Annotated in this window: 26 protein-coding genes; 10 read left to right on the top strand and 16 right to left on the bottom strand. The window is 65.1% G+C overall.

From position 1 onward, the window contains the following. Positions 1 to 77 precede the first annotated feature (77 nt). Together J1M86_RS15650 and J1M86_RS15645 are read left to right on the top strand one after the other, a co-directional pair. On the top strand, positions 78 to 290 hold the full coding sequence (locus J1M86_RS15650; protein ID WP_187346839.1) for a hypothetical protein: 213 nt from the start codon (positions 78 to 80) through the stop codon (positions 288 to 290). A gap of 50 nt (positions 291 to 340) precedes the next feature. Further along, on the top strand, positions 341 to 1798 hold the full coding sequence (locus tag J1M86_RS15645) for a trehalose-6-phosphate synthase (protein WP_206510579.1): 1458 nt from the start codon (positions 341 to 343) through the stop codon (positions 1796 to 1798). Between the two features lie 51 nt (positions 1799 to 1849). On the opposite strand, the gene J1M86_RS15640 is transcribed toward J1M86_RS15645, so the two are convergent. Continuing rightward, on the bottom strand, positions 1850 to 2326 hold the full coding sequence (locus J1M86_RS15640) for a h domain protein (protein WP_206510578.1): 477 nt from the start codon (positions 2324 to 2326) through the stop codon (positions 1850 to 1852). Next, a complete protein-coding gene (locus J1M86_RS15635) occupies positions 2323 to 3027 on the bottom strand; it encodes a hypothetical protein (RefSeq protein ID WP_241260135.1) in 705 nt (234 codons plus the stop codon). The genes J1M86_RS15640 and J1M86_RS15635 overlap by 4 nt, the downstream gene beginning before the upstream one ends. 168 nt (positions 3028 to 3195) lie before the next feature. Between J1M86_RS15635 and J1M86_RS15630 the strand changes: the two genes are divergently transcribed. Further along, a complete protein-coding gene (locus J1M86_RS15630; RefSeq protein WP_206510577.1) occupies positions 3196 to 4137 on the top strand; it encodes an alpha/beta hydrolase in 942 nt (313 codons plus the stop codon). A 4-nt stretch (positions 4138 to 4141) separates the two neighbouring features. Here the strand turns inward: J1M86_RS15630 and J1M86_RS15625 are convergent, their stop codons facing one another. From J1M86_RS15625 to J1M86_RS15580, 10 genes are all read right to left on the bottom strand, one after another. After that, positions 4142 to 5584 (bottom strand): MCE family protein, encoded by a 1443-nt coding sequence (locus J1M86_RS15625; protein WP_206510576.1) that lies wholly within the window; start codon positions 5582 to 5584, stop codon positions 4142 to 4144. Further along, a complete protein-coding gene (locus J1M86_RS15620) occupies positions 5581 to 6783 on the bottom strand; it encodes an MCE family protein (protein ID WP_206510575.1) in 1203 nt (400 codons plus the stop codon). Before J1M86_RS15620 ends, J1M86_RS15625 begins: the two co-directional genes overlap by 4 nt. Beyond that, positions 6780 to 8030: an MCE family protein gene (locus J1M86_RS15615; protein WP_206510574.1), complete on the bottom strand. Its 1251-nt coding sequence runs from the start codon at positions 8028 to 8030 to the stop codon at positions 6780 to 6782. Before J1M86_RS15615 ends, J1M86_RS15620 begins: the two co-directional genes overlap by 4 nt. A gap of 1 nt (position 8031) precedes the next feature. Beyond that, positions 8032 to 9078, bottom strand: coding sequence for an MCE family protein (locus J1M86_RS15610; RefSeq protein WP_206510573.1), 1047 nt, complete (start codon positions 9076 to 9078; stop codon positions 8032 to 8034). Next, entirely contained in the window at positions 9065 to 10093 is a 1029-nt protein-coding gene (locus J1M86_RS15605) for an MCE family protein (RefSeq protein ID WP_075841082.1), read from the bottom strand. The genes J1M86_RS15610 and J1M86_RS15605 overlap by 14 nt, the downstream gene beginning before the upstream one ends. Before the next feature lie 11 nt (positions 10094 to 10104). Beyond that, positions 10105 to 11253 (bottom strand): MCE family protein, encoded by a 1149-nt coding sequence (locus J1M86_RS15600; protein ID WP_206510607.1) that lies wholly within the window; start codon positions 11251 to 11253, stop codon positions 10105 to 10107. A 7-nt stretch (positions 11254 to 11260) separates the two neighbouring features. Continuing rightward, entirely contained in the window at positions 11261 to 12112 is an 852-nt protein-coding gene (locus tag J1M86_RS15595; RefSeq protein ID WP_075840958.1) for an ABC transporter permease, read from the bottom strand. A 14-nt stretch (positions 12113 to 12126) separates the two neighbouring features. After that, positions 12127 to 12888 (bottom strand): ABC transporter permease, encoded by a 762-nt coding sequence (locus tag J1M86_RS15590; protein ID WP_075840957.1) that lies wholly within the window; start codon positions 12886 to 12888, stop codon positions 12127 to 12129. Between the two features lie 283 nt (positions 12889 to 13171). Next, the gene (locus J1M86_RS15585) at positions 13172 to 14101 is read right to left on the bottom strand and encodes a 3-oxoacyl-ACP reductase (RefSeq protein ID WP_206510572.1); all 930 of its coding nucleotides are present in this window, start codon (positions 14099 to 14101) and stop codon (positions 13172 to 13174) included. Between the two features lie 46 nt (positions 14102 to 14147). Next, complete coding sequence (locus tag J1M86_RS15580) at positions 14148 to 14339, bottom strand: ferredoxin (RefSeq protein ID WP_075840956.1); 192 nt, start codon at positions 14337 to 14339, stop codon at positions 14148 to 14150. Between the two features lie 123 nt (positions 14340 to 14462). Here J1M86_RS15580 and J1M86_RS15575 point away from each other — a divergent pair, with 123 nt between their 5' ends. From J1M86_RS15575 to J1M86_RS15565, 3 genes are read left to right on the top strand one after another with little or no spacing between them, the layout of a single operon-like run. Continuing rightward, positions 14463 to 15659 (top strand): acyl-CoA dehydrogenase family protein, encoded by a 1197-nt coding sequence (locus J1M86_RS15575; RefSeq protein WP_206510571.1) that lies wholly within the window; start codon positions 14463 to 14465, stop codon positions 15657 to 15659. 49 nt (positions 15660 to 15708) lie between these two features. Further along, positions 15709 to 16746 carry an acyl-CoA dehydrogenase family protein gene (locus tag J1M86_RS15570; protein ID WP_206510570.1) on the top strand — a complete coding sequence of 346 codons (1038 nt, stop codon included), beginning with the start codon at positions 15709 to 15711 and terminating at the stop codon, positions 16744 to 16746. Between the two features lie 2 nt (positions 16747 to 16748). Continuing rightward, positions 16749 to 18338 carry an AMP-binding protein gene (locus J1M86_RS15565; protein ID WP_206510569.1) on the top strand — a complete coding sequence of 530 codons (1590 nt, stop codon included), beginning with the start codon at positions 16749 to 16751 and terminating at the stop codon, positions 18336 to 18338. A gap of 18 nt (positions 18339 to 18356) precedes the next feature. Here J1M86_RS15565 and J1M86_RS15560 read toward each other — a convergent pair whose 3' ends face one another. Genes J1M86_RS15560 through J1M86_RS15550 form a run of 3 tightly spaced genes read right to left on the bottom strand, consistent with a single transcriptional unit; the run spans position 18357 to position 20209 of the window. Further along, entirely contained in the window at positions 18357 to 18596 is a 240-nt protein-coding gene (locus J1M86_RS15560) for a three-helix bundle dimerization domain-containing protein (RefSeq protein ID WP_075840954.1), read from the bottom strand. Positions 18597 to 18628: 32 nt separating this feature from the next. Beyond that, complete coding sequence (locus J1M86_RS15555) at positions 18629 to 19486, bottom strand: cytochrome c biogenesis CcdA family protein (protein ID WP_206510568.1); 858 nt, start codon at positions 19484 to 19486, stop codon at positions 18629 to 18631. 6 nt (positions 19487 to 19492) lie between these two features. Then, positions 19493 to 20209 (bottom strand): thioredoxin domain-containing protein, encoded by a 717-nt coding sequence (locus J1M86_RS15550; protein ID WP_206510567.1) that lies wholly within the window; start codon positions 20207 to 20209, stop codon positions 19493 to 19495. Positions 20210 to 20316: 107 nt separating this feature from the next. On the opposite strand from J1M86_RS15550, the gene J1M86_RS15545 reads away from it, so the two are divergent. The 3 genes from J1M86_RS15545 to J1M86_RS15535 all read left to right on the top strand — a co-directional run bounded on the left by J1M86_RS15545 (position 20317) and on the right by J1M86_RS15535 (position 22015). Next, positions 20317 to 20850 (top strand): hypothetical protein, encoded by a 534-nt coding sequence (locus J1M86_RS15545; protein ID WP_206510566.1) that lies wholly within the window; start codon positions 20317 to 20319, stop codon positions 20848 to 20850. A 284-nt stretch (positions 20851 to 21134) separates the two neighbouring features. Next, positions 21135 to 21371, top strand: a complete 237-nt coding sequence (locus J1M86_RS15540) for a DUF2892 domain-containing protein (protein WP_075840951.1) — start codon at positions 21135 to 21137, stop codon at positions 21369 to 21371. 11 nt (positions 21372 to 21382) lie between these two features. After that, positions 21383 to 22015 (top strand): class I SAM-dependent methyltransferase, encoded by a 633-nt coding sequence (locus tag J1M86_RS15535; protein WP_075841080.1) that lies wholly within the window; start codon positions 21383 to 21385, stop codon positions 22013 to 22015. A gap of 9 nt (positions 22016 to 22024) precedes the next feature. Here J1M86_RS15535 and J1M86_RS15530 read toward each other — a convergent pair whose 3' ends face one another. Continuing rightward, positions 22025 to 22246, bottom strand: coding sequence for a hypothetical protein (locus tag J1M86_RS15530; RefSeq protein WP_075840950.1), 222 nt, complete (start codon positions 22244 to 22246; stop codon positions 22025 to 22027). A 246-nt stretch (positions 22247 to 22492) separates the two neighbouring features. On the opposite strand from J1M86_RS15530, the gene J1M86_RS15525 reads away from it, so the two are divergent. Next, complete coding sequence (locus J1M86_RS15525; protein ID WP_307786656.1) at positions 22493 to 23413, top strand: glycosyltransferase family 2 protein; 921 nt, start codon at positions 22493 to 22495, stop codon at positions 23411 to 23413. The last annotated feature ends 1015 nt before the right edge of the window (positions 23414 to 24428 follow it).

The raw sequence follows: 24428 nt of genomic DNA, 5'->3' as shown, positions 1-24428 counted from the left end.
AGGCGACCCTAATCCATGACGCCCGCGATGTGGCTGCGCCCGGAAGTGGCGAGAAGGCGCCGAATTTACATAGAGTCGTGCACGACCAGCCCCTGTCGACGAACATGGAGAAGAACATGCCCGCCAAGACGTCCACCGACAACGACATCGCCGACGAGGACATCGTCCCTTTGGCCGACGAGACCGCAAGCCAGGCGCAGCGCGTCGTCGCCGCATATGCCATCGATGCCGACGAATGCCGCATGCTTCTGTCGATGTTGGGTATCGAACCCACTGCAAAGGTCGAATGACTCGCTCCATCGGGTCACGACAAAGCTGATCGACAACGCAAAGGACAGTAGTGGCTGACGCCTCGCAGGGCTCCGATTTTGTCGTCGTAGCGAACCGGCTTCCCGTCGACCTGGAGACACTTCCCGACGGCGCCACCCGGTGGAAACGCAGCCCAGGCGGGCTGGTTACGGCGCTCGAACCGATCCTTCGCGCCAACAACGGCGCCTGGGTCGGATGGCCGGGGGTTCCCGACGTCGACGTCGAGCCATTCGTCGAGGACGGGCTCGAGCTGTGCCCGGTCAAGCTTTCCGAGCAAGAGGTCGCCGACTACTACGAGGGCTTCTCCAACGCGACCCTCTGGCCGCTGTACCACGACGTCATCGTCAAACCGGTGTACGACCGCGCCTGGTGGAACGTGTACGTCGAGATCAACCGACGCTTCGCCGAAACCACCTCCGCAGCGGCAGCCGAGGGCGCGACGGTCTGGATTCAGGACTACCAGCTTCAGCTCGTCCCCAAGATGCTGCGCATGCTGCGTCCCGATCTCACCATCGGATTCTTCCTGCACATCCCGTTTCCGCCGGTCGAGCTGTTCATGCAGATGCCGTGGCGTACCGAGATCGTCGAAGGGCTCCTCGGCGCCGACCTCATCGGCTTCCACCTCGCCGGGGGCGCGCAGAACTTTCTCTTCCTGGCCCGACGGCTGGCTGGCCAGGTCACCTCACGCGGCGCCGTCGGAGTTCGGTCGAAGCTCGGTTCGGTGCAGGTCGGTTTCCGCACCGTCCGCGTCGGCGCCTTCCCCATCTCCATCGACTCCGGTGACCTCGACGAGAAATCGCGCAGCAAGGCCGTCCGCGACCGCGCCAAGCAGCTGCGCAAGGAACTCGGCAATCCCAAGCGCATCATGCTCGGGGTCGATCGCCTCGACTACACCAAGGGCATCGACGTTCGGCTCAACGCCTTCCGTGAACTGCTGGAGGAGGATCGCGTCGATCCGGCGGAGAACGTCATCGTTCAGCTCGCCACCCCGAGCCGTGAACGCGTCGAGAGCTACAAGGCGATGCGCGGCGAGATCGAGCAGCAGGTCGGCCGCATCAACGGCGAGTACGGGCAGGTCGGCCATCCGGTGGTGCACTACATCCACCGACCGATCCCCCGCGACGACCTCATCGCGTACTTCATGGCCGCCGACGTGATGCTCGTGACGCCGCTGCGCGACGGGATGAACCTCGTCGCCAAGGAGTACGTGGCCTCGCGGAGCGATCTCGGTGGCGCCCTCGTGCTCAGCGAGTTCACCGGTGCTGCAGCCGAGCTTCGGCAGGCGTACCTGTGCAACCCGCACGACCTCGACAGTGTCAAGGACGCGATCATCTCGGCGCTCGAGCAGGACCCCGAAGCGGGTCGACGGCACATGCGCGCGATGCGCCGACAGGTGTTGGCTCACGACGTCGACCGGTGGGCGCGGGCGTTCCTGAGTGCGCTGTCCGATCCGCCGGACCAGGGCCAGAACGGCGCAGCCCTCAGGTGAGTGGAAATACATAGCCTGCTGTGTATTTCCACTCACCTGTGCCGAAGGCGCCTAGATCGGTTCGAGGTTGTTGGTCAACCAGCGACCGTCCGCCTTCTCCATGCTCATGCGTACGCGGCTGCCGCTGCTGGCGGCTTCCGGGGCGTCCGAGCTGGTGGTGATCTGGTTGAGGAACAGCAGCACCGTCGCAGTGTCGGGTTCGGCAGAGACGATCGCTGCGCCCTGCACCGTCACCTGTACCGTCAGCGACTTCTCTTTCGCGGCCGGCGCGATGACGTCCCCGACGAGTGCGGTGTATTCGTCCTTGAAGTCGCCGGTCAAGCCGTCGGCTGCGGCCGCGAGTTGCTCGTCGACACCGGTGTAGTCGTACGCGAGCATCGCCAGGGCCTGCTCGCTCGCCGCATCGACGGCCTCGGTGCGTGCCTGCGCGATTTCCGCGTTCTGTCGGTGCTGATGAAAGAGCACACCGACTCCGGCTGCAAGTACGAGCACAATCAGCGCTGCGAGGATCATTCGAATTCTCGTCATGGGACGAACTCCACTCGTGAGGCGGTCATGACGCCACCGTCGTCGGCGACGCGCACCCGCAGCCGAAAGTCTCTCGGCTCGGGCTCGGCCGCATCGGAGTTCTGCACCATGGCCCGAGCGGCAACCAGGACATCACCGTAATCGTCCCCACTGCTCTCGAGCCCGGCCTCGATGATCTCCCCGACTGAGTCCACCCGGGCCTGCTGCACGACCTCGACGAACGGGCCCTCGCGGCCCTCGAACTCGGCCTTGAAATCACCACTCGCGCCCGCGAGGAGCCGATCGACGTCCTCCTGCGCGGTGTCCGGACTGATGGTCGTCAAGTTCAGGACCGTCTGGCGTGCGGTTTGCACGTACCGTTCCGCTCTCGCGTTGTCGGCATCGACCGATCTGTTCTCGACGAACAGGTACACACCGGTGGCGACGAGGGCCAGGACCACCAAGACGAAGGCGCCGGTCAGCAGAACACCGCGTCGACGTGGAGCCGGGTCGGCCTCAGCAGCGTCGTCCTCCAGGGTCACGGATTCGGATATCACTGCCTCGGGTGTCACAGCCTCGGGAGGCGCTGCCTCGGGCGCGGTCTTCTCGAGCGATAGTGCCTCTGTCTCGGGCTCCGCGGCGGCTGCACCCGCGACCGGGCCAGCAGGACGGACCGCGCGACGGCGTTGGCGCTTGCGCGCCGTGCCCTCGTCGTCTTCCATAAGTTCCTTCCTCAGGTTGGTCGTCATGGGTGACTAGAACCAGTTTCGCGGACAGACGATTGACGATAGACCATGAAAACCGCTACAACAGCTACCCCAACTGCAACTCGTTCCTCCGACTGCTAGCATCGATCGGTCGGGGTAGTACTGCGAGAGGATCTGCCGAACATGACATTCACGCTCACGTGGCACGACGACGTAAGCCGTCAGGCCAGGGTTCTGGCATACGCGTTCCGGTTCACCCTGAAGCCGACGCTCAGCGTGTGGCCGCTCACCGACGGCGGCATCAGAGTCATCGCCAAGCTGGACCGTGCCGTGGACATGCTGCCCAAACCGAAGCGGGTGAGCATCGAACAGGTCGCGCTGGGAGGCGTGCCGTGTGAGATGACGACGCATCCTCGCGTCGCGACCGGCTCGCTCGAGGGCGCGACGGTTCTGTACTTCCATGGCGGCGGATTCGTGTTCTGTGGTTTGGCGACGCACCGAAGTGCCTGCGCGACGATGGCAGCCCGCGCCGGCATACCGGTCTACTCCGTCGAGTACCGCCAAATCCCGAACGGCGGCATCGGCACCTCCATCGCCGACGCCATGGCGTCCTACCGGGCCGCGCTCGAGACCGTCGCCGATCCGAAGAAGATCATCGTCGCGGGAGATTCGGCGGGCGGTTACCTCGCGATGAAGGTCGCCGAGATCGCGGTTCTCGAGGGATTGACGCCGCCGGCCGCTGTGCTGGGTTTCTCGCCGCTGCTCAGTCTCGATCTCAAGCGTCATCCGCGGCACTTCATGCAAAAGGACGCGTACCTGCCGATGAAGCAGGTTCTCGCGCTGGAGGATCGCTGGTTGAACGGTCCGGACGCCATCCCCGGTGCGGCCTCGCCGATCGAGGCGGACCCGTCGGTGTTTCCGCCGGTGTTTCTCTCCACTGCGGAGTACGAGTTGATGCGTCCGGATGTAGAGGCAATGACCCGCAGGCTCGCTGCCGCCGGCTCCTCTGTCGAGACGCACGTGTGGAAGGGCCAGGTGCACGCGTTCCCGGTGATGGCGGGTGCACTGCCCGAAGGCAGGACCGTCCTCGATCTCGCGCTCGCGTTCGCTGCCCGCAACCTCTGAACCGTCACCGCTGCGGCCCGTCGATCGTCTGCTGGACGGTCATGAGGGACTGCAGGTTACCGGCGGATGCCTCACGCGAGCCGGTGAGCACGGGCTGGCCGTATGCGGTTCCGTCGGGTGCGACGTACATCCCGGTCTGCGGATCGTACGGCCGAGCGGAAACAGCAGGCGTCACACTGGATTCGCCGCTGGGGATTTCGGTGTAGGACGGCACGCCCTGTTCGACCGGACCCCAGGGCGGGTTGTTGCCGAGAGGGACGTATCCCTCTGCGCTCTTGCAGATTTCGGGCGTCGGCGCGCGACGTCCGGGCACCTCCATGCAGGGTAGGTTGCGAGAGCCGCGGACGGCGGTGCTCTCGTTCTGGTCGACCTTGCAGAAGAGGTCTGCGGGGGTGTCGGGGATGGACATTTCGTTGGCGTCGCGGCGTTCCTCGGGTAGGAGAAATCCGGTGGTGCAGGCGGGCGGGTCATTGACTTCGAGTTGAAAGTCGACGATGGCGCCCTCGTCCGCGGGCCCGCTTCCGGCGGCGGTGACGAGCGCTGCGGTGACCGGCGGGTACAGCACGAGTATCTGCTCGATGCCGGCGTTGTAGATCACGCCGACTTCGCCGACGCTGACGAGGTTGGCGACCAGCAGGGGCAGCGTCGGGCGGAGATCTTGGAACAGCTGGTTCGCCTCCTGTGCAGCGGAGGGACCTTTCGCGATCACCGCGCGTAGGTCCGGGTCGCTCGCTCGAAGCTGATCGGTGAACGTCGCGAGATTGCTCGTCCACGATCGGATCGCGTCGCTGCTGACCACCTGGCCGTCGAGCAGTGGGCCGAGCTGGTCGATCAGCAACGTGGTCTGCTCGGAATTCGCGTCGGCCTCCTGAACGAACAGACGCGTCGAGTCGATGAGCTGCTGCAGTTCCGGGCCGGTACCGTTGAAGGCCTTGAACGATTCGTCGACGACGGTCTCGAGTCGGGTGTCGGAGATGCTTTCGAGCAGTCGGTCCGCTTGATCGAGCATGGGGCCGACGTCCTGCGGTACCGATGTACGGGAGACCGGAATCACCTCTCCCCCTGCCAGTTTGCTGCCTGCAAGATCAGCGCCCGCCGGGCTGCGCGGGATCAGGTCGACGTACTGTTCACCGATTGCCGAGACGCTCTTGACCTGTGCGTCGAGGTCGGCTGGGATGTCGTGGGCGCTATCGATGGACAGCTCGGCGTTCACCCCGTCCGGGGTGAGTGTCACCGACTTCACTTCCCCCACGGTGGTGCCACGGTAGGTGACGTTGGCGTACGGGTACAGCCCGCCGGTGGTCGGCAGTTGCACGGTTACGGCGTAGCGACCTATTCCGAGAAGCGCAGGCGCGCCGACGTATTGCGTCGCCATCACCACCAAACCGATGACGGTGAGGAAGGCGAAAATGATCAGTTGTACGCGAACGAATCTGGTGAGCATCATGGCGCAGGCACCCCCAGACCCGGGATCGGTGGCAATTCAGGCAAGGTCGGCAGCTCGATCGGCGGTAGGCCCGGTATCTGCAGGGTCGGCGGGTCGAGCGGGGCGCGCAGCGGATCGTTGGCGGTTGCGGCCGTGGGTGCGGCCTGCGTGCCGAGTGCACCTTCGAGCCCGCCGAGGCGACCGGCGAGCGGTGTGCCGGTGAGGAAGTTGGCATCGAGCCGGGGAAGTGACATGTCGATCGTCATTGCGAGATTGGCGTAGTCCCCGCGCATCACATTGTTTATGCCCTCCTGCGGGAACGGGTAGGTCAACAGCACCGACAGCACATCGGTGAGTGCGTTGCCGGAGTCGGCGAGCGCACGCAGCACCGGCGTCAGGCTGGCGATGTTGGTTTGCAGATCCTGACCCGAGCTCTCGACGAGGCGGGAGACCACGTCGCTGAGCCTGCCCAGCGAGGTGAAGGCGCCGGTGATGTTCGGGCGCTGCGCGGTGAGCACGTCGAGTGCGGGCGGGACCTCGTTCAGGGCCCTGGTCAACGTCGCGTTCTGATTCTGCACGTTCACCGCGAGGCGGTCCATTCCGCTCATCGCGTCGATGATGTCCTGGCGCTGCGCATCGAGACCGGTGACCAGTTCGTCCAGGCGCGGCAACAGATCTCGGATGGAGTCCTCCCGTCCGCCGATCGCGCTGTTGAGCTCTGTGGTGATGTCCTGGATCTGCGCGAGCCCGCCGCCGTTGAGTACCACCGACAGCGAGGAGAGGGTCTGTTCGGTGGTCGGGTACGCCCCGGCGCGCTCGAGCGGGATCACGTCACCGCCGCTCAGTCGCCCCTCGGCGTGCACAGGCGCGACAAGGGCGAGGTGCTGCGAGCCGAGCAACGATGTCTGACCGATCTTCGCGGTCACGTTCTCGGGCAGCTCGACGTCCCCGTTCAGCGACACCGTCACCAGCGCATGCCAGTTCTGCACGGTGATGGAATCGACCGTCCCGACGGTGACGTCATCGACCATGACCGGTGAATTCTGCGACAGAGTGGTGACATTGGGCATCTGGATCTGCACTCGGTAGGCGTCTTCGCCACGACCCTCGGTGCCGGGAAGCGGCAACGATTCGAGCCCGTCCCACTGGCATCCGGCTAGTGTCAGCGTCACACAGACTGCGATCGCAGCTGTGCACACGCGCCTCGGGATCACCTTCATCGTCCGCCTCCGAACAGGTCCTCGAGGCTGGGCACCGCGACGGTGGGCATCTCCTGCGCAGGAACGGAAGCAGGGGCCGGAGCCGGAGCCGGGGCGGCCTGCTCCAGTCCGGGTTCGGTGTAGACGATCTGATCCTCGTAGGCGTCGACGCCCGTGATCGGATTCGCCAGAAACGCCGGATAATTGAACACCAGAGTGCTCAGCACCGGCCCGAGGTACTGCCTGCACAGATCGGCACTGCGCTCGGAGGTGGCGTTCTCGATACCCGCGACGGCACCGCAGACGAAGTTGATGGGATTGCTGAAGTTGTTGGCGGCGATCGCGCCGGTCAGTGAGCCCTGCGCAGGCTGATAGATGTTGTTGAAGTTGGCGAGCGCGTTCGGTGCGGCATGCAGGACCCGTTCGATCTCGGGGCGCTTGGTGGTGAGCACCTCGGTGGCGTCGGCGAGCCGGGCGACACCTTCGACCAGGCCTTCCTGGTTGTCGGCGACGAAACGCTGCACCTCGCCGACCGCGATGTTGAGATCGGTCATCGCCGTGCCGAAGTTCTCGGAGCTCTGAGCGAGCATCTGCGACACCGAGGCCAACCTGCCGCCGAACTGCACGATCTGTTCGTTGCTGTTCGACAGTGCGCCGACGAAGACCTGAAGATTGCGGATGGTGGCGAACAGGTCGGTGCGACCGTCGGAGAGCACGCGCATCGTCTCCGACAGCTCGGTCAGGCTCGCACGCAGGGTCTCCCCGTTCCCGTCGAGGTTGTCCGCTGCAGTGTCGATGAACCGCCCGGCGGGGCCCTGATCGTCGACACCCTCGGGTCCGAGCGCCGTCGAGAGCTTGGTCAGCTCGCTTTTGATCTCGTCCCATTCGACGGGGACGGCGGTGCGGGTGAGGGGGATGATCTCCCCGTCGGCGAGTGTGGGGCCACCGGAGAACACCGGCGTCAGCTGCACGAACCGCGCCGATACCAGGCTCTGGGCGATGATCACGGCTTTCGCATCCGCCGGTATCTCGACATCGGAGTCGATGTGCATCGTGACCGTCGCGAAGTCACCCTCCGGATCTATCGAGGCAACTTTCCCGACTTCGACGCCGAGGACACGGACATCGTCGCCCGCGTACAGCCCCGTCGTCGACGGGAACTCCGCGACCACAGTGGTGCGGGTGGCGGCGGTGAACATGAAATAGCCGGCGGCGAGGACAGCGACCGCCACGACGACGGCGCCCAGCTGGAGAATACGTCTCTTCATCTCACTCCCCCGGTGGTTTCAGGATCGGTGGGGCGTTCTTCGGCAACAGATCTTGAAGGGTTCCCGGCAGTTGCTCCGGCGCGACGACGGTGTCGACGACTGTCTTCCACCACGAGCTGGGCAGAATGTTCTGGATGTAGGCCATGAAGAAGGGACCGCTCGAGACCGACTCGCCGAGAGCACTGATGTAGGGGCCGAGTCCGTCGAGTGCCGCGGCGATGTTCTCGTTGTTCTCTTGCAGTACCGCCACCACCGAGTTGAGCTTGTCGAGCGTCGGACCCATCTGCGCCTGGTTCTCCTGAACCAGCGCTGTCAACTGCCGCGACACCGCGGAGACGTTCGAGATCAGCTGACTGATGGCGGTGCGTCGTCGATCGAGTTCGCCGAACAGGTCGTTGCCGTCGCGGATCAGCTGATCGATCTGACCGCTGCGCTGAGCCAGGATGCCGGTAACGCTTTCGGCCCGCTCCAGCAGCTGCTGGAGGGTTTCGTCGCGCGAGTTGATGCTGGCCGACAGGCGCGAGACACCGTCGAGTGCGGCGCGCAGTTCCGGCGGGGTGTCGGTGAGGGTGTCCGAGACGACGTTCATCGCCTCCCCCAGCTGATCGGTGTCGAGTTCGGAGACCGTGGTACCGAGATCCCCGAGCGCGTCGGTCAACGAGTAGGGCGAGTTGGTCCGGCTCGACGGGATGGTGTCCACCGCACCGGTTCCCGCAGGCACGACCTTCAGGGATTTGCGGCCGAGGATGGTGTTGGTCTTGATGTCGACCGTCGTCGCGTCGCCGAGTACGAGGTTCTCGCGGATGGTGAAGTCCACGCGCACTTCCTGATCGGCAAGCGAGATTTTCTCGACCCTGCCCACCGCGACCCCGGCGACGGTGACCTCGTCACCCATCATGAGTCCGCCGGCGTCGAGGAAGTACGCGGAGTGTCCGGTGCCGCTCGCCAGGAACGGCAGGCGGTCGTATTGCAGTGTGGCGAGCACGATGGACACGGCGAGCACGATGCCGATGATGCCGACGTTGACGAGGTTCCTAGTTCTCTCCATTGATACTTGCACACCTCCCCGTGTCCTGTTTTGCGGTGGGGACGAGCAGGGTGCGTCCGTCTGGGCCGGAGATCTTGAAGGTGTTGGAGCACAGGTAGAACTGGAAGAAGCTGCCGTAGGAACCGACGCGGATGAGCTTCTTGTAGTCGCCCGGCAGTCGGGTCAGGACTGTGTCGATGTTGTCCTTGCCCAGATCGAGTTGCGTTGCCGTGCGACCTGCTTCGGCGATCATCGACTGGATGTCCGGGCGCGTCGCCTGCAGCAGTCCCGCGAGGTCGCCGGTGGCCGCGTCGAGCCGCGGAATTGCGTCACCGATCGGGTCGCGATCCTCGGCGAGACCACTGATCAGCTGCTGCAGGGAATCGATGGTGGTCTCGAACTCTCGACCTTGGTCGTCGATGGTGCCGAGCATCGTGTTGAGGTTTCCGATGACGTCACCGATCAGTTGGTCGCGGTCGGCGAGGGTATTGGTGAAAGAGCCGGTGCTGCCGAGCAGCGACACCAACGTCCCGCCCTGGCCCTGCAGCACATGCAGCAGGGCTGCGGAAAGGTCGTTGACCTGCTTCGGGTCCAGGCCCCGCAGCAACGGCTTGAATCCGCCGAGCAGCAGATCGAGATCCAGCGCGGGTGTGGTCTGTTCGACGGGAATGGTTCCGCCACCGGGGAGTTCGTCGACGCCGCCCGGGCCTTCGAGGAGTTCGAGGTATCGGTCGCCGACGAGGTTCTCGTAGCGGACCGTCGCTGCTGTACTGCTCAGCAGCCGGAACTGCGAGTCCACATCGAACGCGACCTCGGCATCGAGGCCGTCACCGACGTCGACTCCGGTGACCGAGCCGACCGGCACTCCCGCGATCCGCACCTTGTCCCCGGACTTCAATCCCGAGGCATCGGTGAAGACGGCGTGGTAGCCGTCGGTGCTGCCGAATCTGTACTGGCTGAACACCAATGCCAGTGCCGCGAAGATCATCACCATCACCAGGGCGAAGATCGACAATTTGACGGTGGTGCCCCGCACGCCCTGCTTGCTCATGGCCACGCCCCGGCGAAGAGGAACTGGAAGATTGTCGGTACGTTGACCGACGGTTGCGTCTGCGGCACGTACGGCTGTGTGCCGGTGTCGGCGACGACGAATGGAGCCGGGCCCGCTTTGGGATCGAAGTCCGGCAGGCCGTAGCAGTTGGGTCCACCGCTGGCGGCGATCTTCGGCAGGTCTTTCTCGACGGTGTAGGCGGGGGCGCCGAGCACGAAGCTCGAGCTCAGCTGAATGGAGGCGTTATCGCCTGCGCCCGCCAGCGGCCCGAAAGCCATCCGCCCCTTGTTGAGTCCGACGAGGAAGCACGTCAGTGCCGGTGAATACTCGTCGAGCAGCGTTGTGGTGTGGGTGAGGGTAGCGAGAGCGGTCTCGAGCGGTTGCTCGTTCTCGGTGAGGACACCGTTGGCCGTGTCTGCGAGCCCGATGACGTTCATCAACAGTAGGTCCAGATCGGCCTGCTCGGACACGATCGTGGCGGAGGTGGTGGTCGCGTTGTCCAGCACCCGCATCAGATCCGGCGTCGCGTCGGCGTAGACGTTGGTGACGATCGCGGCGGCCGCCAGGTCTCGCTGCAGCGCAGGCAGACTCGGGTTCATCTTCTCCAGGTAGGAATCGGTGTCGGCGAGCAGCTCACCGAGCTGATCTCCGCGGCCGCGCAGAGCCGAGGACACCGCGCCCAGGGTCGCGTTGAGCTTGTCCGGCTCGAGCTTCTGCAATACCTCGGACAGGTGCTCGAAGAGGGTGTTGAACTCGACGGTGACGTTGTCGGCCGAGATGACCGCACCCGCCTCCAGACTCCGGTTCGACGGGTTGGCCGGGACCAGGAAGTTGACGTTCTTCGCACCGAACACGGTGGTGGACTTGATCTCCACGGCGGCGTTCGCCGGAATCATCCACAGCATGTCCGGGTCGAGATCGAGGTTGATGCGGGCGGTGTCACCATCGTGCGACATCGACGCCACCCGGCCGACCTCGACACCGCGGAGCCGCACTTTGGCCTGCGGGTCCATCACCAGTCCGGCACGTTCGGAGGTGACGGTGACCGGCACGGTCGTGTCGAATCCTCCGGCAAAGGTGGTCAGGGCAGCCACGACGATGGCGACGAGACTCAGGACGAGTGCGACGGCGGCAATCTTCTTCATCACGTCCCTAGCCCGAGAGGTTGAAGTTGCCGGAGCTGCCGTAGATGGCGAGCGAGATGAGCAGGGTCACCGATACCACGGCGATCAGCGAGGCACGCACCGCATTGCCCACTGCGACGCCGACTCCCACGGGTCCGCCGCTCGCGGTATAGCCGTAGTAGGTGTGGATGAGCATCACGGCCAACGCCATGACGATGGCTTGGGCGAAGGACCAGAGGATGTCCGTGGGTATCAGGAAGGTGTTGAAGTAGTGGTCGTACAGGCCCGGTGACTGGCCGTAGATCACGACCGTGGCGAAGCGGCTGGCGACGAACGAGGCGATGACCGCCAGGGAGTAGAGCGGCACGATGGCGACCATGCCGGCCAGTACGCGGGTGCTGACCAGATACGGGATCGACGGTATGGCCATGGACTCGAGCGCATCGATCTCCTCGGATACGCGCATCGCCCCGAGCTGGGCGGTCGAGCCGGCACCGATGGTGGCAGCCAGACCGATCCCGGCGATGACCGGCGCTGCGATCCTGACGTTGATGAATGCCGCGAAGAAGCCGGTGAGCGCCTCGACACCGATGTTGCCGAGCGAGGAGTAGCCCTGCACGGCAATGGTTCCACCAGCGAACAACGTCAGGAAGCCGACGATGACGACGGTGCCGCCGATCACCGCGAGCGCGCCGGAGCCCATGCTGATCTCGGCGACGAGACGGATGGTTTCCTTCTTGTACCGCACCGCGGCACGGGGAACCGAACCGAGTGCTTGGCCGAAGAAGATGGCCTGCTCGCCCAGGCGATCGACCGAGCGGGACGCGCGGGCGGCACGCCTGCGCGTCAACGGAAAGCGACCGGTCGCGGCGAGGGCCATTCAGTGCCGCCTCATCAGGCGGTCAACTTGATGCCGACGGCGGTGACGACGACGTTGACCACGAACAGGGCCATGAACGCGAACACGACGGTCTGGTTGACGGCGTCGCCGACGCTCTTGGCCCCGCCGCGCACGTTGAGGCCCAGGTAGCACGCCACCAGTCCGGCGATCATGCCGAACAGTCCGGCCTTGACCTGGGAGACGATGAGTTCACCGAAGCCGGTGAGCAGCGTGATGCCGCCGACGAACGCGCCCGGGTTGACGCCTTGGAGGAACACCGAGAACAGGAACCCGCCGAGGATGCCGATGGTGCACACCAGACCGTTGAGCAGTAGAGCGATCACGGTGGAGGCCAGGACTCGGGGTACGACGAGCCGGTGGATCGGGTTGATGCCGAGAACACGCATCGCGTCGATCTCTTCTCGGATAGTGCGGGCGGCGAGGTCTGCACAGATGGCCGTGGCGCCGGCGCCGGCAACGATCAGCACGGTGACGATGGGTCCGACCTGGGTGACTGCGCCGAGGGCCGCTCCGGCGCCGCTGAGGTCGGCGGCGCCGATCTCGCGGAGCAGGATGTTGATGGTGAAGCTGACGAGCACCGTGAACGGCACTGCGACGAGAATCGTCGGCACCATCGAGACCCGGGCGATGAACCAGGCCTGATCCACGAACTCCTCGCGCTGGAACGGCCGGGAAAAGACGGCACGGAGGGTGAACCACGACATGTCGAAGAATGCTCCGACGGCGCGTAGCGGAACGATGAGAAGGTCGTTCATGAACCCTCCCAATCTCTCGCTGTGTGATCCAGGTCATGTTAACTAGAACGTGTTCAGTAGTCAAAGAAGCGCGCCCAACGGACGATAGAGCAATTGCTTCTAGGTCAAACTTGTTTAACAGGAACTACATTGACTCGTCCATCGCGCATCCGGGAGCGCGTGTTACATCGTGAACCCGGACTCTAACTAGAACGTGATCTACTTTGCTTTCGGGCTCACCGGGTGACCCGACCTGACCAGTTTCCTACTCGACCGTCGCTGATGTGACCGAAATCGGCAAAAGCTAGGCATGCCCCGTGACCTGCGGTTCGCTGAGATCGAGCGCAGCCGCGGCCGAGAACGTCCTCGCCGGGTCACGTCCCTCGAAGTAGCCGCCGAGCTCAGCGGCGAGCGCGTCCGGCGACCAGGCCGCGTCCGAGGCGTCGAAACGCGCTTCGACGACGGGGGCCGCCATCAGCGCGACCATCGGGCCGTAGACGACGAAGACCTGCCCGTTGACGGCGTCCGCAGCGGGCGAGGCCAGGTAGTGCACAAGGGTGGCGACATGCTCCGGCGACAGCGGATCGACGGCAGCGGAGGGCGCGGCGCCGAACACGCCCTCGGTCATCGAGGTTCGCGCGCGGGGGCAGATTGCGTTGGCGCGCACGCCATACCGCGACAGCGCACGTGAGGCCGACAGGGTCAGCGCGGTGATTCCGGCCTTGGCTGCGCCGTAGTTCGCTTGCCCCTCGGGCCCGAGCAGGCCCGCCTCCGAGGAGGTGTTGACGATGCGCCCGTACACGGGCTCGCCCGCTGCCTTGGATCGCTCACGCCAGTACGCACCAGCGTTGCGCGTCATCAGGAAGTGCCCCCGCAGGTGGACCCGGATCACGGCGTCCCAGTCCTCGTCGGTCATGTTGAACAGCATGCGATCTCGCACGATGCCGGCATTGTTGACGACGATGTCGACACGGCCGAACTTCTCGGTCGCGGCGGCGAACATCGCGTCGGCCGTCGAACGCTCCGCGATGTCGCCCGGCACGAACACCGCCTCCGCACCTGCTTCGGTGACCAGATCGATCGCCTCGTCGGCCAGGGGGCCGGCCGTGATGTCGCCGAGGACGATGTTCGCCCCGGACCTGGCCAGGCCGATAGCCTCCGCCCTGCCGAGACCCGATGCCGCGCCGGTGACGAGCGCTACTCGTCCGTCCAGTCGTACCTGTTCATCGTTCACGATTCAAAATGTAGAACGTGTTCTCATTATTGGCAAGGATGCGGCCTCAGTTCACCCACTTCAACGCTGCACGAGGACACCCCGCGATCGCCGCCTCGATGCCATCCCTGTTCTCCGGCAGCTCGGCTGCGGCGGAGGAGACGATCAGCTCGTCCTTGTCGTTCAAATCGAACACGTCGGGCGCGTGGCCGACGCATACGCCGTTGGCTTCGCACCGGTCGAAGTCCACCTCGATCATCGTTCGACTCCTCGCTCTCATGTGGGCCAGGCCGCCCAGATTGCAGCCAAGCCTAGAACCTGTTCCATCCAAGTATGCAATGATTCGACAGAACGAGAACGTGTTGCAGAAATGAGGCGTCGAATGCACATCACGTACACCCCGGAGCAGGCCGCATTGCAGGACGAACTGCGCGCCTACTTCGCCACCCTCATCACCCCGGAGCGTCGCGAGGCACTGAGCTCTACCTCGGGCGAGTACGGCGAGGGATCGGTCTACCGCGACGTCGTGCAGCAGATGGGCAAAGACGGATGGCTCGCCCTCGGCTGGCCCGAGGAGTTCGGTGGCCAGAACCGCTCGGCGATGGAGCAACTCATCTTCACCGACGAGGCCGCCACAGCTGGTGCACCGGTACCGTTCCTGACCATCAACAGCGTGGCCCCGACGATCATGGCCTTCGGAACGCAGGAACAGAAGTCGTTCTTCCTGCCCCGCATCGCGGCCGGCGAACTCCACTTCTCCATCGGCTACTCCGAGCCCGAGGCAGGCACCGACCTCGCCGCCCTGCGCACCACGGCACGCCGCGACGGGGACGAGTTCGTCATCAACGGCCAGAAGATGTGGACTTCCCTGATCCAGTACGCCGACTACGTCTGGCTGGCCTGCCGCACCGACTCCTCGACTCTCCAACCCGGCGGGAAGAAGCACCGCGGGATCAGCATGCTGATCGTCCCCACCGACGCCGACGGCTTCTCCTGGACCCCGGTCCACACGATGGCCGGCCCCGATACCAGCGCGACCTACTACCAAGACGTGCGGGTGCCCACGAGTGCACTTGTCGGCGAGGAGAACCGCGGCTGGTCGCTGATCACCAACCAGCTCAACCACGAACGCGTCGCGCTCACCACCGCCGGGCCGCTGGTGGCGTCCCTGCACGAGACCAAGCGATGGGCGCACAACACCACGCTGCCGGACGGCACCCGCGTCATCGACCAGGAATGGGTCCAGATGGCTCTGGCCCGCGTGCACGCCAAGGTCTCCTACCTCCAACTACTCAACTGGGAGATCGCCTCGGCGGAGACCCACGCACCCGGCCCAGCCGACGCGTCCGCCAACAAGGTCTACGGCACCGAACTCGCCACCGAGGCGTACCGCGCGCTGATGGAAATCCTGGGCGACGCGGCAACACTGCGTCAGGGCTCCCCCGGGGCTCAGCTACACGGACGGCTCGAACGCCTGCACCGATCGTCGTTGATCCTCACCTTTGGCGGCGGCACCAACGAGGTGCAGCGCGACATCATCGCCATGACCGCACTCGGACTGCCCGCCTCGGCGCGCTGACCAAACACCACGCTGACACACACCAGGCCAACAAATACAAGGAACGGCAATGGATTTCACGACGACGGAAGCCCAACGCGATCTGGCCGGCCTCACCGGCGACATCGTCGCCAAGCACAGTACCGGTGAGGCGCAACGGCGGCTCGATTCGAACCCGTCCGATATCGACCGGCCGCTGTGGGACGCGCTGGCGCAGGCCGGGTTGCTCGCCGCGGCTGCGCCGGAGTCCATCGGCGGCGACGGTTACGGCATTCTCGAAGCGACGTCCATCACCATCGAGTTGGGCCGTGGCCTCGCCGCGGTCCCGTTCGTCGCGAGCACCACCGCTGCTGGCGCAATCGCCGAGTTCGGTTCGCCCGAACAACAACTGCAGTGGGCGAGAGCGGCAACCACCGGCGCGTCGATCCTCACAGTGGCGCTCGACGACTCTCCCCTGCGCCCCGCTACGGCACTCACCTCCGTCGACAGCGCACCGGTCGCCGACGGGATTCTCCTCGCCCGCGAGAGCGGTGCGGTTCTGCTGAAATCCACGGACCCGGGCGTCACGGTTACCACGCAGCAGGCCGTCGACAACCGCAGCATCGGCATGGTCGAATTCGATTCGACTGCGTTCGACTCCAGCCGAACCATCGAGAGCGCCGATCTCGCCCGATGGGTACGCATGCGAGTCACCCTCGGAACCTGCGCCTACCAGGTCGGTGTCCTCGAGGAAGCGCTTCGTGTCACAGCCGAGTACGCGCGCGAGCGGGTGCAGTTCGGCAAACCCATCGGCAGCTTTCAGGCTGTCGCCCAACGTCTGGCCGATGCGTACATCGACGTCAAGGGCGCCCGGCTGACGATGTGGCAGGCGGCGTGGGCACTGTCGGCAGGTTTGGACGGCGACGAGGAAGTCGCTGTCGCGAAGTTCTGGGCAGCCGAGGCCGGCCACCGCGTCGCGCACACGCTCGTGCACGTGCACGGGGGCGTCGGCCTGGACCGCGACCACCCTGTTCACCGGTACTTCCTCGCTGCCAAGCGCGCGGAGTTCGCGTACGGGGGAGCCACCGCTGCGCTGCGACGCCTGGGCTCCGCACTCGCCAGCGCGTAATCGTGACACGCGCCGAAGCGGCGGAAACCGTCGCGGATCTGCTGCTGGCCAGGGAGCACGACACCGCGACGTCGCTGCTGTTCGAGGATCGCCGGGTGAGCTGGGCCGAGCACGTGCGAATCTCGCGCCACTGGGCCGCCTGTATTGACGAGATGTTGGACGGCGCGTTGCCGCGACACGTCGGGGTGTTGTTGGCCAATGTGCCGGAGTACTCGTACCTGCTGGGCGCCGCGGCGCTCGGCGGGTTCGTCGTGGTGGGGCTCAACTCGACGCGCTCGGCCCCGGACCTCGCAGCCGACGCCGCACGCACTCACTGCCAGCTCGTCTTCACCGACTCCGAGCACGTCCACGTCGTCACCGGAGCCATCGACGTCACCGCCGTTTCCTGGCAAGAGGACTCGGGCCGCAGCGAAAGCCTGCCGGTTCGGCCGTCTGCGAGCGAGCTGTTCATGCTCGTGTTCACCTCCGGAACGAGCGGAGATCCGAAGGCTGTGCGCTGCACCCACACCAAGGTCGTGACTCCGGGGAAGATGCTCGCCGATCGATTCGGTCTCGGTAAGAACGACACGGTCTACGTCTCGATGCCGCTGTTCCATTCCAACGCCATCATGGCCGGATGGGCCGTCGCACTCGCGGCCGGTGCGAATCTCGCACTGCGGCGCACCTTCTCCGCATCCGGCTTCCTGCCCGACGTGCGCGCGTTCGGCGCGACGTACGCCAATTACGTCGGGACGCCGCTCTCCTACATCCTGGCGACACCCGCCCGAGACGACGATGACGACAACCCGCTGCGTGTGGTCTACGGCAACGAGGCGACCCCGGGCGCGGCGAACCGCTTCGCATCGAGGTTCGCGGTGACCGTCGTCGACGGTTTCGGATCCTCGGAGGGCGGCGTCTCCATTGCCCGCACCCCTGATACTCCGCCGAACGCCCTCGGCCCGCTCCCGGACGCGGTGCAGATCCTCGATGCCGAGGGAAACGTCTGTCCCGCTGCTCGATTCGATGATCGCGGCGGCGTGATCAACGAGCAGGATGCCGTCGGCGAGCTTGTCAACACCTCCGGCCCAGGCATGTTCTGCGGATACTACGAGGACGAACGAGCCGATACCGAACGCATGCGAGGCGGCATGTATTTCAGCGGCGACCTGGCCTACCGCGACGAAAACGGGTTCGCCTACTTCGCGGGGCGGACCTCCGGGTGGCTGCGCGTGGGAGGGGAGAATCTCGGTGCGGCTCCCATCGAACGAATACTACTGCGCCATCACGCGATCGAAGCGGTGAGCGTATTCGGTGTACCGGCGCCCGGCCCCGGCGACCGCGTCATGGCCGCGATTCTCGCTCCGGAATCCGTCATGGACGGTCTTGCCGAGTTCCTCGCCGCGCAACCGGACCTGGCGCCGCGTGCCTACCCGCAGTTGGTACGTGTGTGCACCGATCTTCCCCGAACGGCCAGCCACAAAGTTCTGGCGCGGGAGTTGCAGCGTCAACGCTGGAACACCAGCGATCCCGTCTACTTCTCCCCTGGGCCGGATGCCGCGTTCGTGATTCTCACGTGCCAGGCGAGAGCGGATCTCGACTTGTCACTCGCCTAGGCCGCGCACCTGCGGCCGCTACTGGGCGGGAGCCGATGCCGTGTCGTCCTCGTCGGATGCGCGAGCTCCGGTGGAGCGGATCGATTCGCGTGCGTTGCGCTCGACCAGCAGTGGTACGAAGTCGCGGACCCTGCGACCTTCGAATCGGGCGAGCTCGGCGGCGATCGCGTCCTCGATCACGCGGCGCGGAACGTCCGGGAACGCTGCGTCCAGTCGGTCCCGCACAGCATCGATGTGATGTTCCTCGGTGGTCGTCATCACCCCAGGGTCCGCTTCGACCCCCCAGGTGGTCAAGCTTTCAACGCATCTTCGTCATCATCTGCGGTCACAGCATCGCGTTTGCGCACGAGGCGGAAGACCAGCACAGAGATGACCGCCATGGTTCCGACGAGCAGGACCACGACATTGGACACCGAATCAGCGATGTCACTGACCCACAACTGCAGCGAATACTGACTGTCGACGCCCATCACCCCGCCGAGGTTCGCGGTTCCCTCGGTGAGCAGGAACATCACGCCGATGGCGATGAAGAACAAACCAGAGATCAGCGATGTAGTGTGCGTGCGAAGCGGTCCGATGCTGATCTCCCTGCCGCGCAACCACGTTCGAGATCCGAGCGAGAATCTGTCCCACACCAGCGCAAGCACGAACAGCGGGACCACCATCCCCGCGGCATAGAGCGCCATCAGGATGCCGCCGTAGAGTGCCTGTCCGCCTGCCACCGCCACCGTCAGCACGGCGCCGAGGAGCGGCCCGGAGCAGAAGCCCGCGAGTCCGTACACGGCTCCGAGCGCGAACACCGATCCGACGGAGGAGATGTCGATGCGCGCGGCCGCGCGCTGTGCGGAGCGGAGGGCGAAGCCGTGGCCGAGGATGACCATCGCCCCGAGCGCGATGATGACCACTCCGCCGATCATGGTGGTGACCTCGCGGTACTGGGTCAGGGCCGAACCTATCGCTCCGACGCCGGCTCCGAGGGGAACCAACACGGCAGCAAGACCGAGGTAGAACACGCCCGTGCGGCCGGCGAGCTTACCGGCCCCACCGAAGGCGTATGCGAAGAACGAGGGCAATAGCAATGCGGAACAGGGGCTGACCAACGCCAGTAGCCCGCCGAAGAACGCTCCGAGTAGTCCGATCTGCGACATCAGCGTTCAAACCCCGGCGGCGGTATCGATCAGGTCGACGAATTCCGACAACGGTTGCGCTCCGAGCACCGGATCTCCGTTGACCGAAAACGCAGGCGTTGCAGGAATACCCAGCGATTGCGCCTCGGTGGAGTCAGCGGTGATCGCGGCATCGAACTCGGTTCCGGTCGCATCGGCAGTAAAGCGTGCGATGTCCTCGATTCCGGCCTGTGCGGCATAGGTTTCGAGCACCTCGATGGTGAGGTCGGCATGCCCGGTCGCGGGGGCGTCGGCGTAGACGGCGTGGGTGAACTCCCAGAATCTGTCTTGGGCAGCTGCAGCACGACCGGCGCGAGCCGCGTCGAACGATTGTTGCCCGAAGATCGGAAGGTCGCGCCACTCTATCCGGAGCGTGCCGTCGTCGACATATCGGTCGATCAGTTCTGGTTCCGTTTCTCGACTGAACTTGGCGCAGAACGGGCATCGAAAGTCCGAGAATGCAATCATCACCACGGGTGCGTCGGCCGCACCGAGCGCCATCGGATCATCGGCGGTGCGACGCGCCATATCTCCCAGGGGTCCGATCTCGGGGGCTGCGGTGGAGCCCTCGCCTGAAACCGCTTGCGATCGATCGCCGTCTCGCATACCCGTCAGCAGAACACCGACGAGCACCGCGGCGACCAGCACTGCGGTACCCAGAAGCCATAGGTCTCTACGGCGATGTGATCGAGAAGTCGATGTCATGCAATGCCTTTCGTTGCTCGACGCCAGTGGCATCCATACCCATGCGGGTATACCCTCGCAGAGTCGACCGCCCCAACACAACTACGACTCGTAGGAGAACCCTGCACATGCCTTCGCCCACCACGCCCGGCCATGTCGGAACCGATACCGAGGATCGCAGCGAGATTGCCACCGCCGGCCTCAGTGGACCGAACCGCTTCAGTGGACAGAACCAATGGGTGGCGCGGATATCCCGCGGGGCACTTGCAGCGGTGATCACCGTGCTCGTGGTGGGTGTTCCCACGGACATCATCGACACTCCACTGTTCGGCCGCGAGGTTCCCGTGCGGGCGTGGGAACTTCCGGTGCTACTGGCCACCGCACTGCTGACTGCGGTGTGGTTCGGCATCGACAAACCTGCACAGTCCGAGCGCACCGGAACCCCGGCCGCGCTCGGAGTGGTGCTCACCTTCTTCGCAGTCGGATGCCCGGTCTGCAACAAACTCGTACTTCTCGCAGTGGGGACATCGGGCGCGCTGGGACTGTGGGCGCCGATTCAACCCATCCTCGCCGGCGTGTCACTGACCATGCTGGCCGGGGCCGTGGCCTATCGGTGGCGCAAACGCGACTGCACCGACACAACCTGCGGCGTGCAGGGCTAGCCGGCGTCGACCACTGTTTTTCAGATACCCCATGGGGTATAGTCGGGGATCGAACCATTCGACACCGTTGGGAGCAGTATGTGTAGGGCAGTGAATTGCAGGAAGTGCGGAAAGACCACCTGGGCGGGCTGCGGTAACCACGTCGACCAGGTCATGCGCGGTGTCCCCAAGAGCAATCGATGCCAGGGACACCAGAACGAACCCAAATCCGGCGGATTCTTCTCGAGGATGTTCTCCGCCCGCTGACAATCCCGTCCACACCACAACGAAGTGAGAATCCACAGATGACATCCACCGCGCACACCAGCGGTCCCACTATCGAACGGACCGTTCCCGCAATGGCAGGTACCGTCGTCCTCGCCAGCCTGGCCCTCGGGATGCTCCACGATCCTCGATGGCAGGTCCTGACGGCGTTCGTCGGCGGCAACCTCCTGCTGTACGCAGCGGTCGGATGGTGTCCCGCCAGCCTGATGATGCGTAAGTTGGGAATGCGTTCCAGCGCAACCTGCGCTCGACCATGAAAGGCGAGGAAATGTCAGCCGAGTCCCACCAACACCTGGACCGGTGGCACCGCTACTGGAACAAGCAGGCAGCCAGCTACGACAAGCACATGACCTTGCTCGATCGGGTGCTCTTCCGAGACACTCGATCGTGGGTGTGCTCCCGCGCCAGTGGCCAAGTTCTCGAAGTTGCCATCGGCACCGGACTCAATCTGGATCACTATCCGCCGCAGGTAGAACTGACAGGCATCGAGCTCAGCGAGGAGATGCTGTCGCGGGCCACCGCGAAAGCCCAGATCGTCAGGCCTGATGCCGACCTGCGGCTCGGCAACGCACACGAGCTGGAATTCGCCGACGCCTCCTTCGACACCGTCGTCTGCACCTTCTCCCTCTGCGCCATTCCTGAGCCCGACATCGCACTCGCCGAAATGGTGCGCGTGCTACGTCCGGGCGGAATGCTTCTCCTCGCGGACCACGTCCCCTCGTCCTACCGACCCGTTCGGTGGCTGCAGAAGCTGGCGGAAATGGTCAGCATCCCCGTCGGCGGCGAGCACCTACTACGCCGTCCGTCTCTGACCGTCGGCGGCAACAGCAGCCTCGCCGTCCGCGAGATCGAACGATTCGGCCTCGGCCTGGTGGAACGCTCGAGGAACGAAAAGATCTGAGCCAAGTCGTCAGTCGAAAAGCGTGGGCGACTCGGGCTCGGCGGCCACCGGCTCGACGGCCTGCGCGGGCGAGCCCTTGCGCACCACGGACAGGGTGGTGGTGCGCACCGACAGGCGGTGCCCTGCGTGGTGCTCGAGCAGCGCTAGGCCCTGCCGAATCTCGAGCACCTTCCATGGCCCGGCGTGACCGGTCGCCTGCACCAGGTCGCCCACTGCGATCACGGAAGCCACTGCTCGTCTCCATTCGGTAGGTGCACTCGATCGAGAGCCAGCTTAGTGGGCACCGGTGCTGGAAATCCGCCAATCGGGGCGTCGGCCACGTCGGGCCGAGGTAAACCGACTCTCTCATTTCTTCTTCGCTGTAAACGGGGCCCAAACCTTGCGAACCGCCGAAGAACCGGTGAATCATTCAAAACAATTGATACACAATACATTTCGATTCGACGCAGTGTGCCACATGCGATAGCGTCGGCGAACGTGCCTGCTTTCGTGACCCGCGCCGAGACACTGTCCGTCGTCATCCCGTGCCACAACGAAGAGGCGTTCATCGGCCCGTGCCTCGACGCGCTGGCCGCGCAGACCGACGACCTGCACGAGATCATCGTCGTGGACAACAACTCCACCGACCGCACGGCAGCCGTCGTCCGGGGATACATGAAGTCGAACCCCAAGATCACCCTGCTCCTCGAACGCACCCCAGGCGTCGCGCACGCGCGCAACGCCGGGTTCCGTGCCGCGAGCGGAGACGTCCTCGGACGTATCGACGCCGACACCCGCGTCCGACCTGGCTGGGCTCGGGCCGTGCTGGACTTCCTATCCACCGACGGCGCCCACGTCGGCGGCGTAACCGGGTTGAATCTGCCGTACGACTCCCCGGTCCGCAGCCTCAAGGCTTGGTGGTTCGGTCGACAACTGAGGAAGGGCACCGTGGGCGGCGGGCGGCCGGTGACCAACTTGCACGGCGCGAACATGGCCATCCGACGGGCCGCGTGGCGAGAGATCGAACACCGAGTGAGCACCGACGCCCGGATTCATGAGGACCTCGACCTCGCACTGTGCCTGGGCGAGGCGAACATCGCTCTCGCACAGCTGACGGAGATGAATGTCGACGTATCACCGCGTCGCGCGTTGACACCGCCGTCGCAGTTCTCGGAGTACATCCAGTGCGGTATCGAGACATTCGAGCTACACGATGCGATGACCGAGCAGAGGCGCAAAGCCCTTCGGCTGCACTGGTGGTGGCACATTCTCGTCTTCGCCGTCTACCGCCCCTACGATCCCGCCCGGCAGCGTTACTCGCTGCGCTACCTGTTCTCGCCCGTCCGCTCGCGGATGCTGCCGGTCAACAACGGCGCAAGCTCCGCGGACGCGGCCGAGGCCGCGACCCGCGTCAGCTGAGCCTCAGCGCTGCTCGACGAGCCTGCTGACGGCCTCGTCGTATCCGGAAACAAGTTCCGCGACGATGTCCGCGACGGGCCGGATCTCGTTCATTCGACCCACGATCTGGCCCACCGGCATGGCCACCACGTCCGGGTTCTCTGCGTTGTTGATGCGTTGATGCGCCTCGCTGACCAGGATGTTCTGCAGTGGCATCGGGAGCGGATCGGGAGCTTCCGGTCGATCCCACGCATCGGTCCACTTGGTCTTCAACAGCCTCGCCGGCTTCCCCGAATAGATACGGGTGCGAACAGTGTCACTCGACGTAGCCGTCAACAGCGCTTCCTGCATCGCCGACGGCTTGCCCTCGTGCCTGGCTCCCAGCCGGTATTCGGCTGCGGTCAGCCACGTCGAACCCATCCACACCCCGTGCGCGCCGAGCGCCAACGCAGCTGCGACCTGACGGCCGCTGCCGATTCCGCCGGCCGCCAGCACACCTGCCTCGTCGCCGACGGCGTCGACGATCTCCGGGAGAAGCACCATCGACGCGATCTCACCGGTGTGACCACCGGCCTCGTATCCCTGTGCGATGACGATGTCGACACCGTTGCGCACGTGCCGACGCGCATGCTCCGCGGTGCCGGCCAACGCCGCAACCGGCACTCCGTGTTCGTGCGCCTGCTCGACCACATCGTTCGGCGGCGAACCGAGGGCGTTCGCGATGAGCTTGATCGGGTGACGCAGAGCGACGTCGACGTGCGATCTCGCCACCGAATGCAGCCAACCCAGCACCCCCTCGTTGCGCGCCTGATCGGCGCCGAGCGGGGCGACGCCCAACTCGTCGAGGGTGCGGTCGATGAATGCTCGATGCTCGGCCGGAATGAGCTCGTTCAGGTCGACCGAGGCGCCCTCGGTGGGGATCTTCGCCGGCATGACGATGTCCACGCCGTACGGTTTGCCGTCGGTGTTGGCGTCCATCCAGGTCAGGACGGCGTCGAGCTCCTCGGGGTCTGTCTCTTATACACATCTAAAAAAA

The sequence above is a fragment of the Rhodococcus sp. KRD197 genome, assembly GCF_017168235.1.
Taxonomy (GTDB): Bacteria; Actinomycetota; Actinomycetes; order Mycobacteriales; family Mycobacteriaceae; genus Rhodococcoides.
The sequence above is the reverse complement of the archived record's forward strand: the minus strand, read 5'-3'. Positions and strand labels throughout refer to the sequence as shown.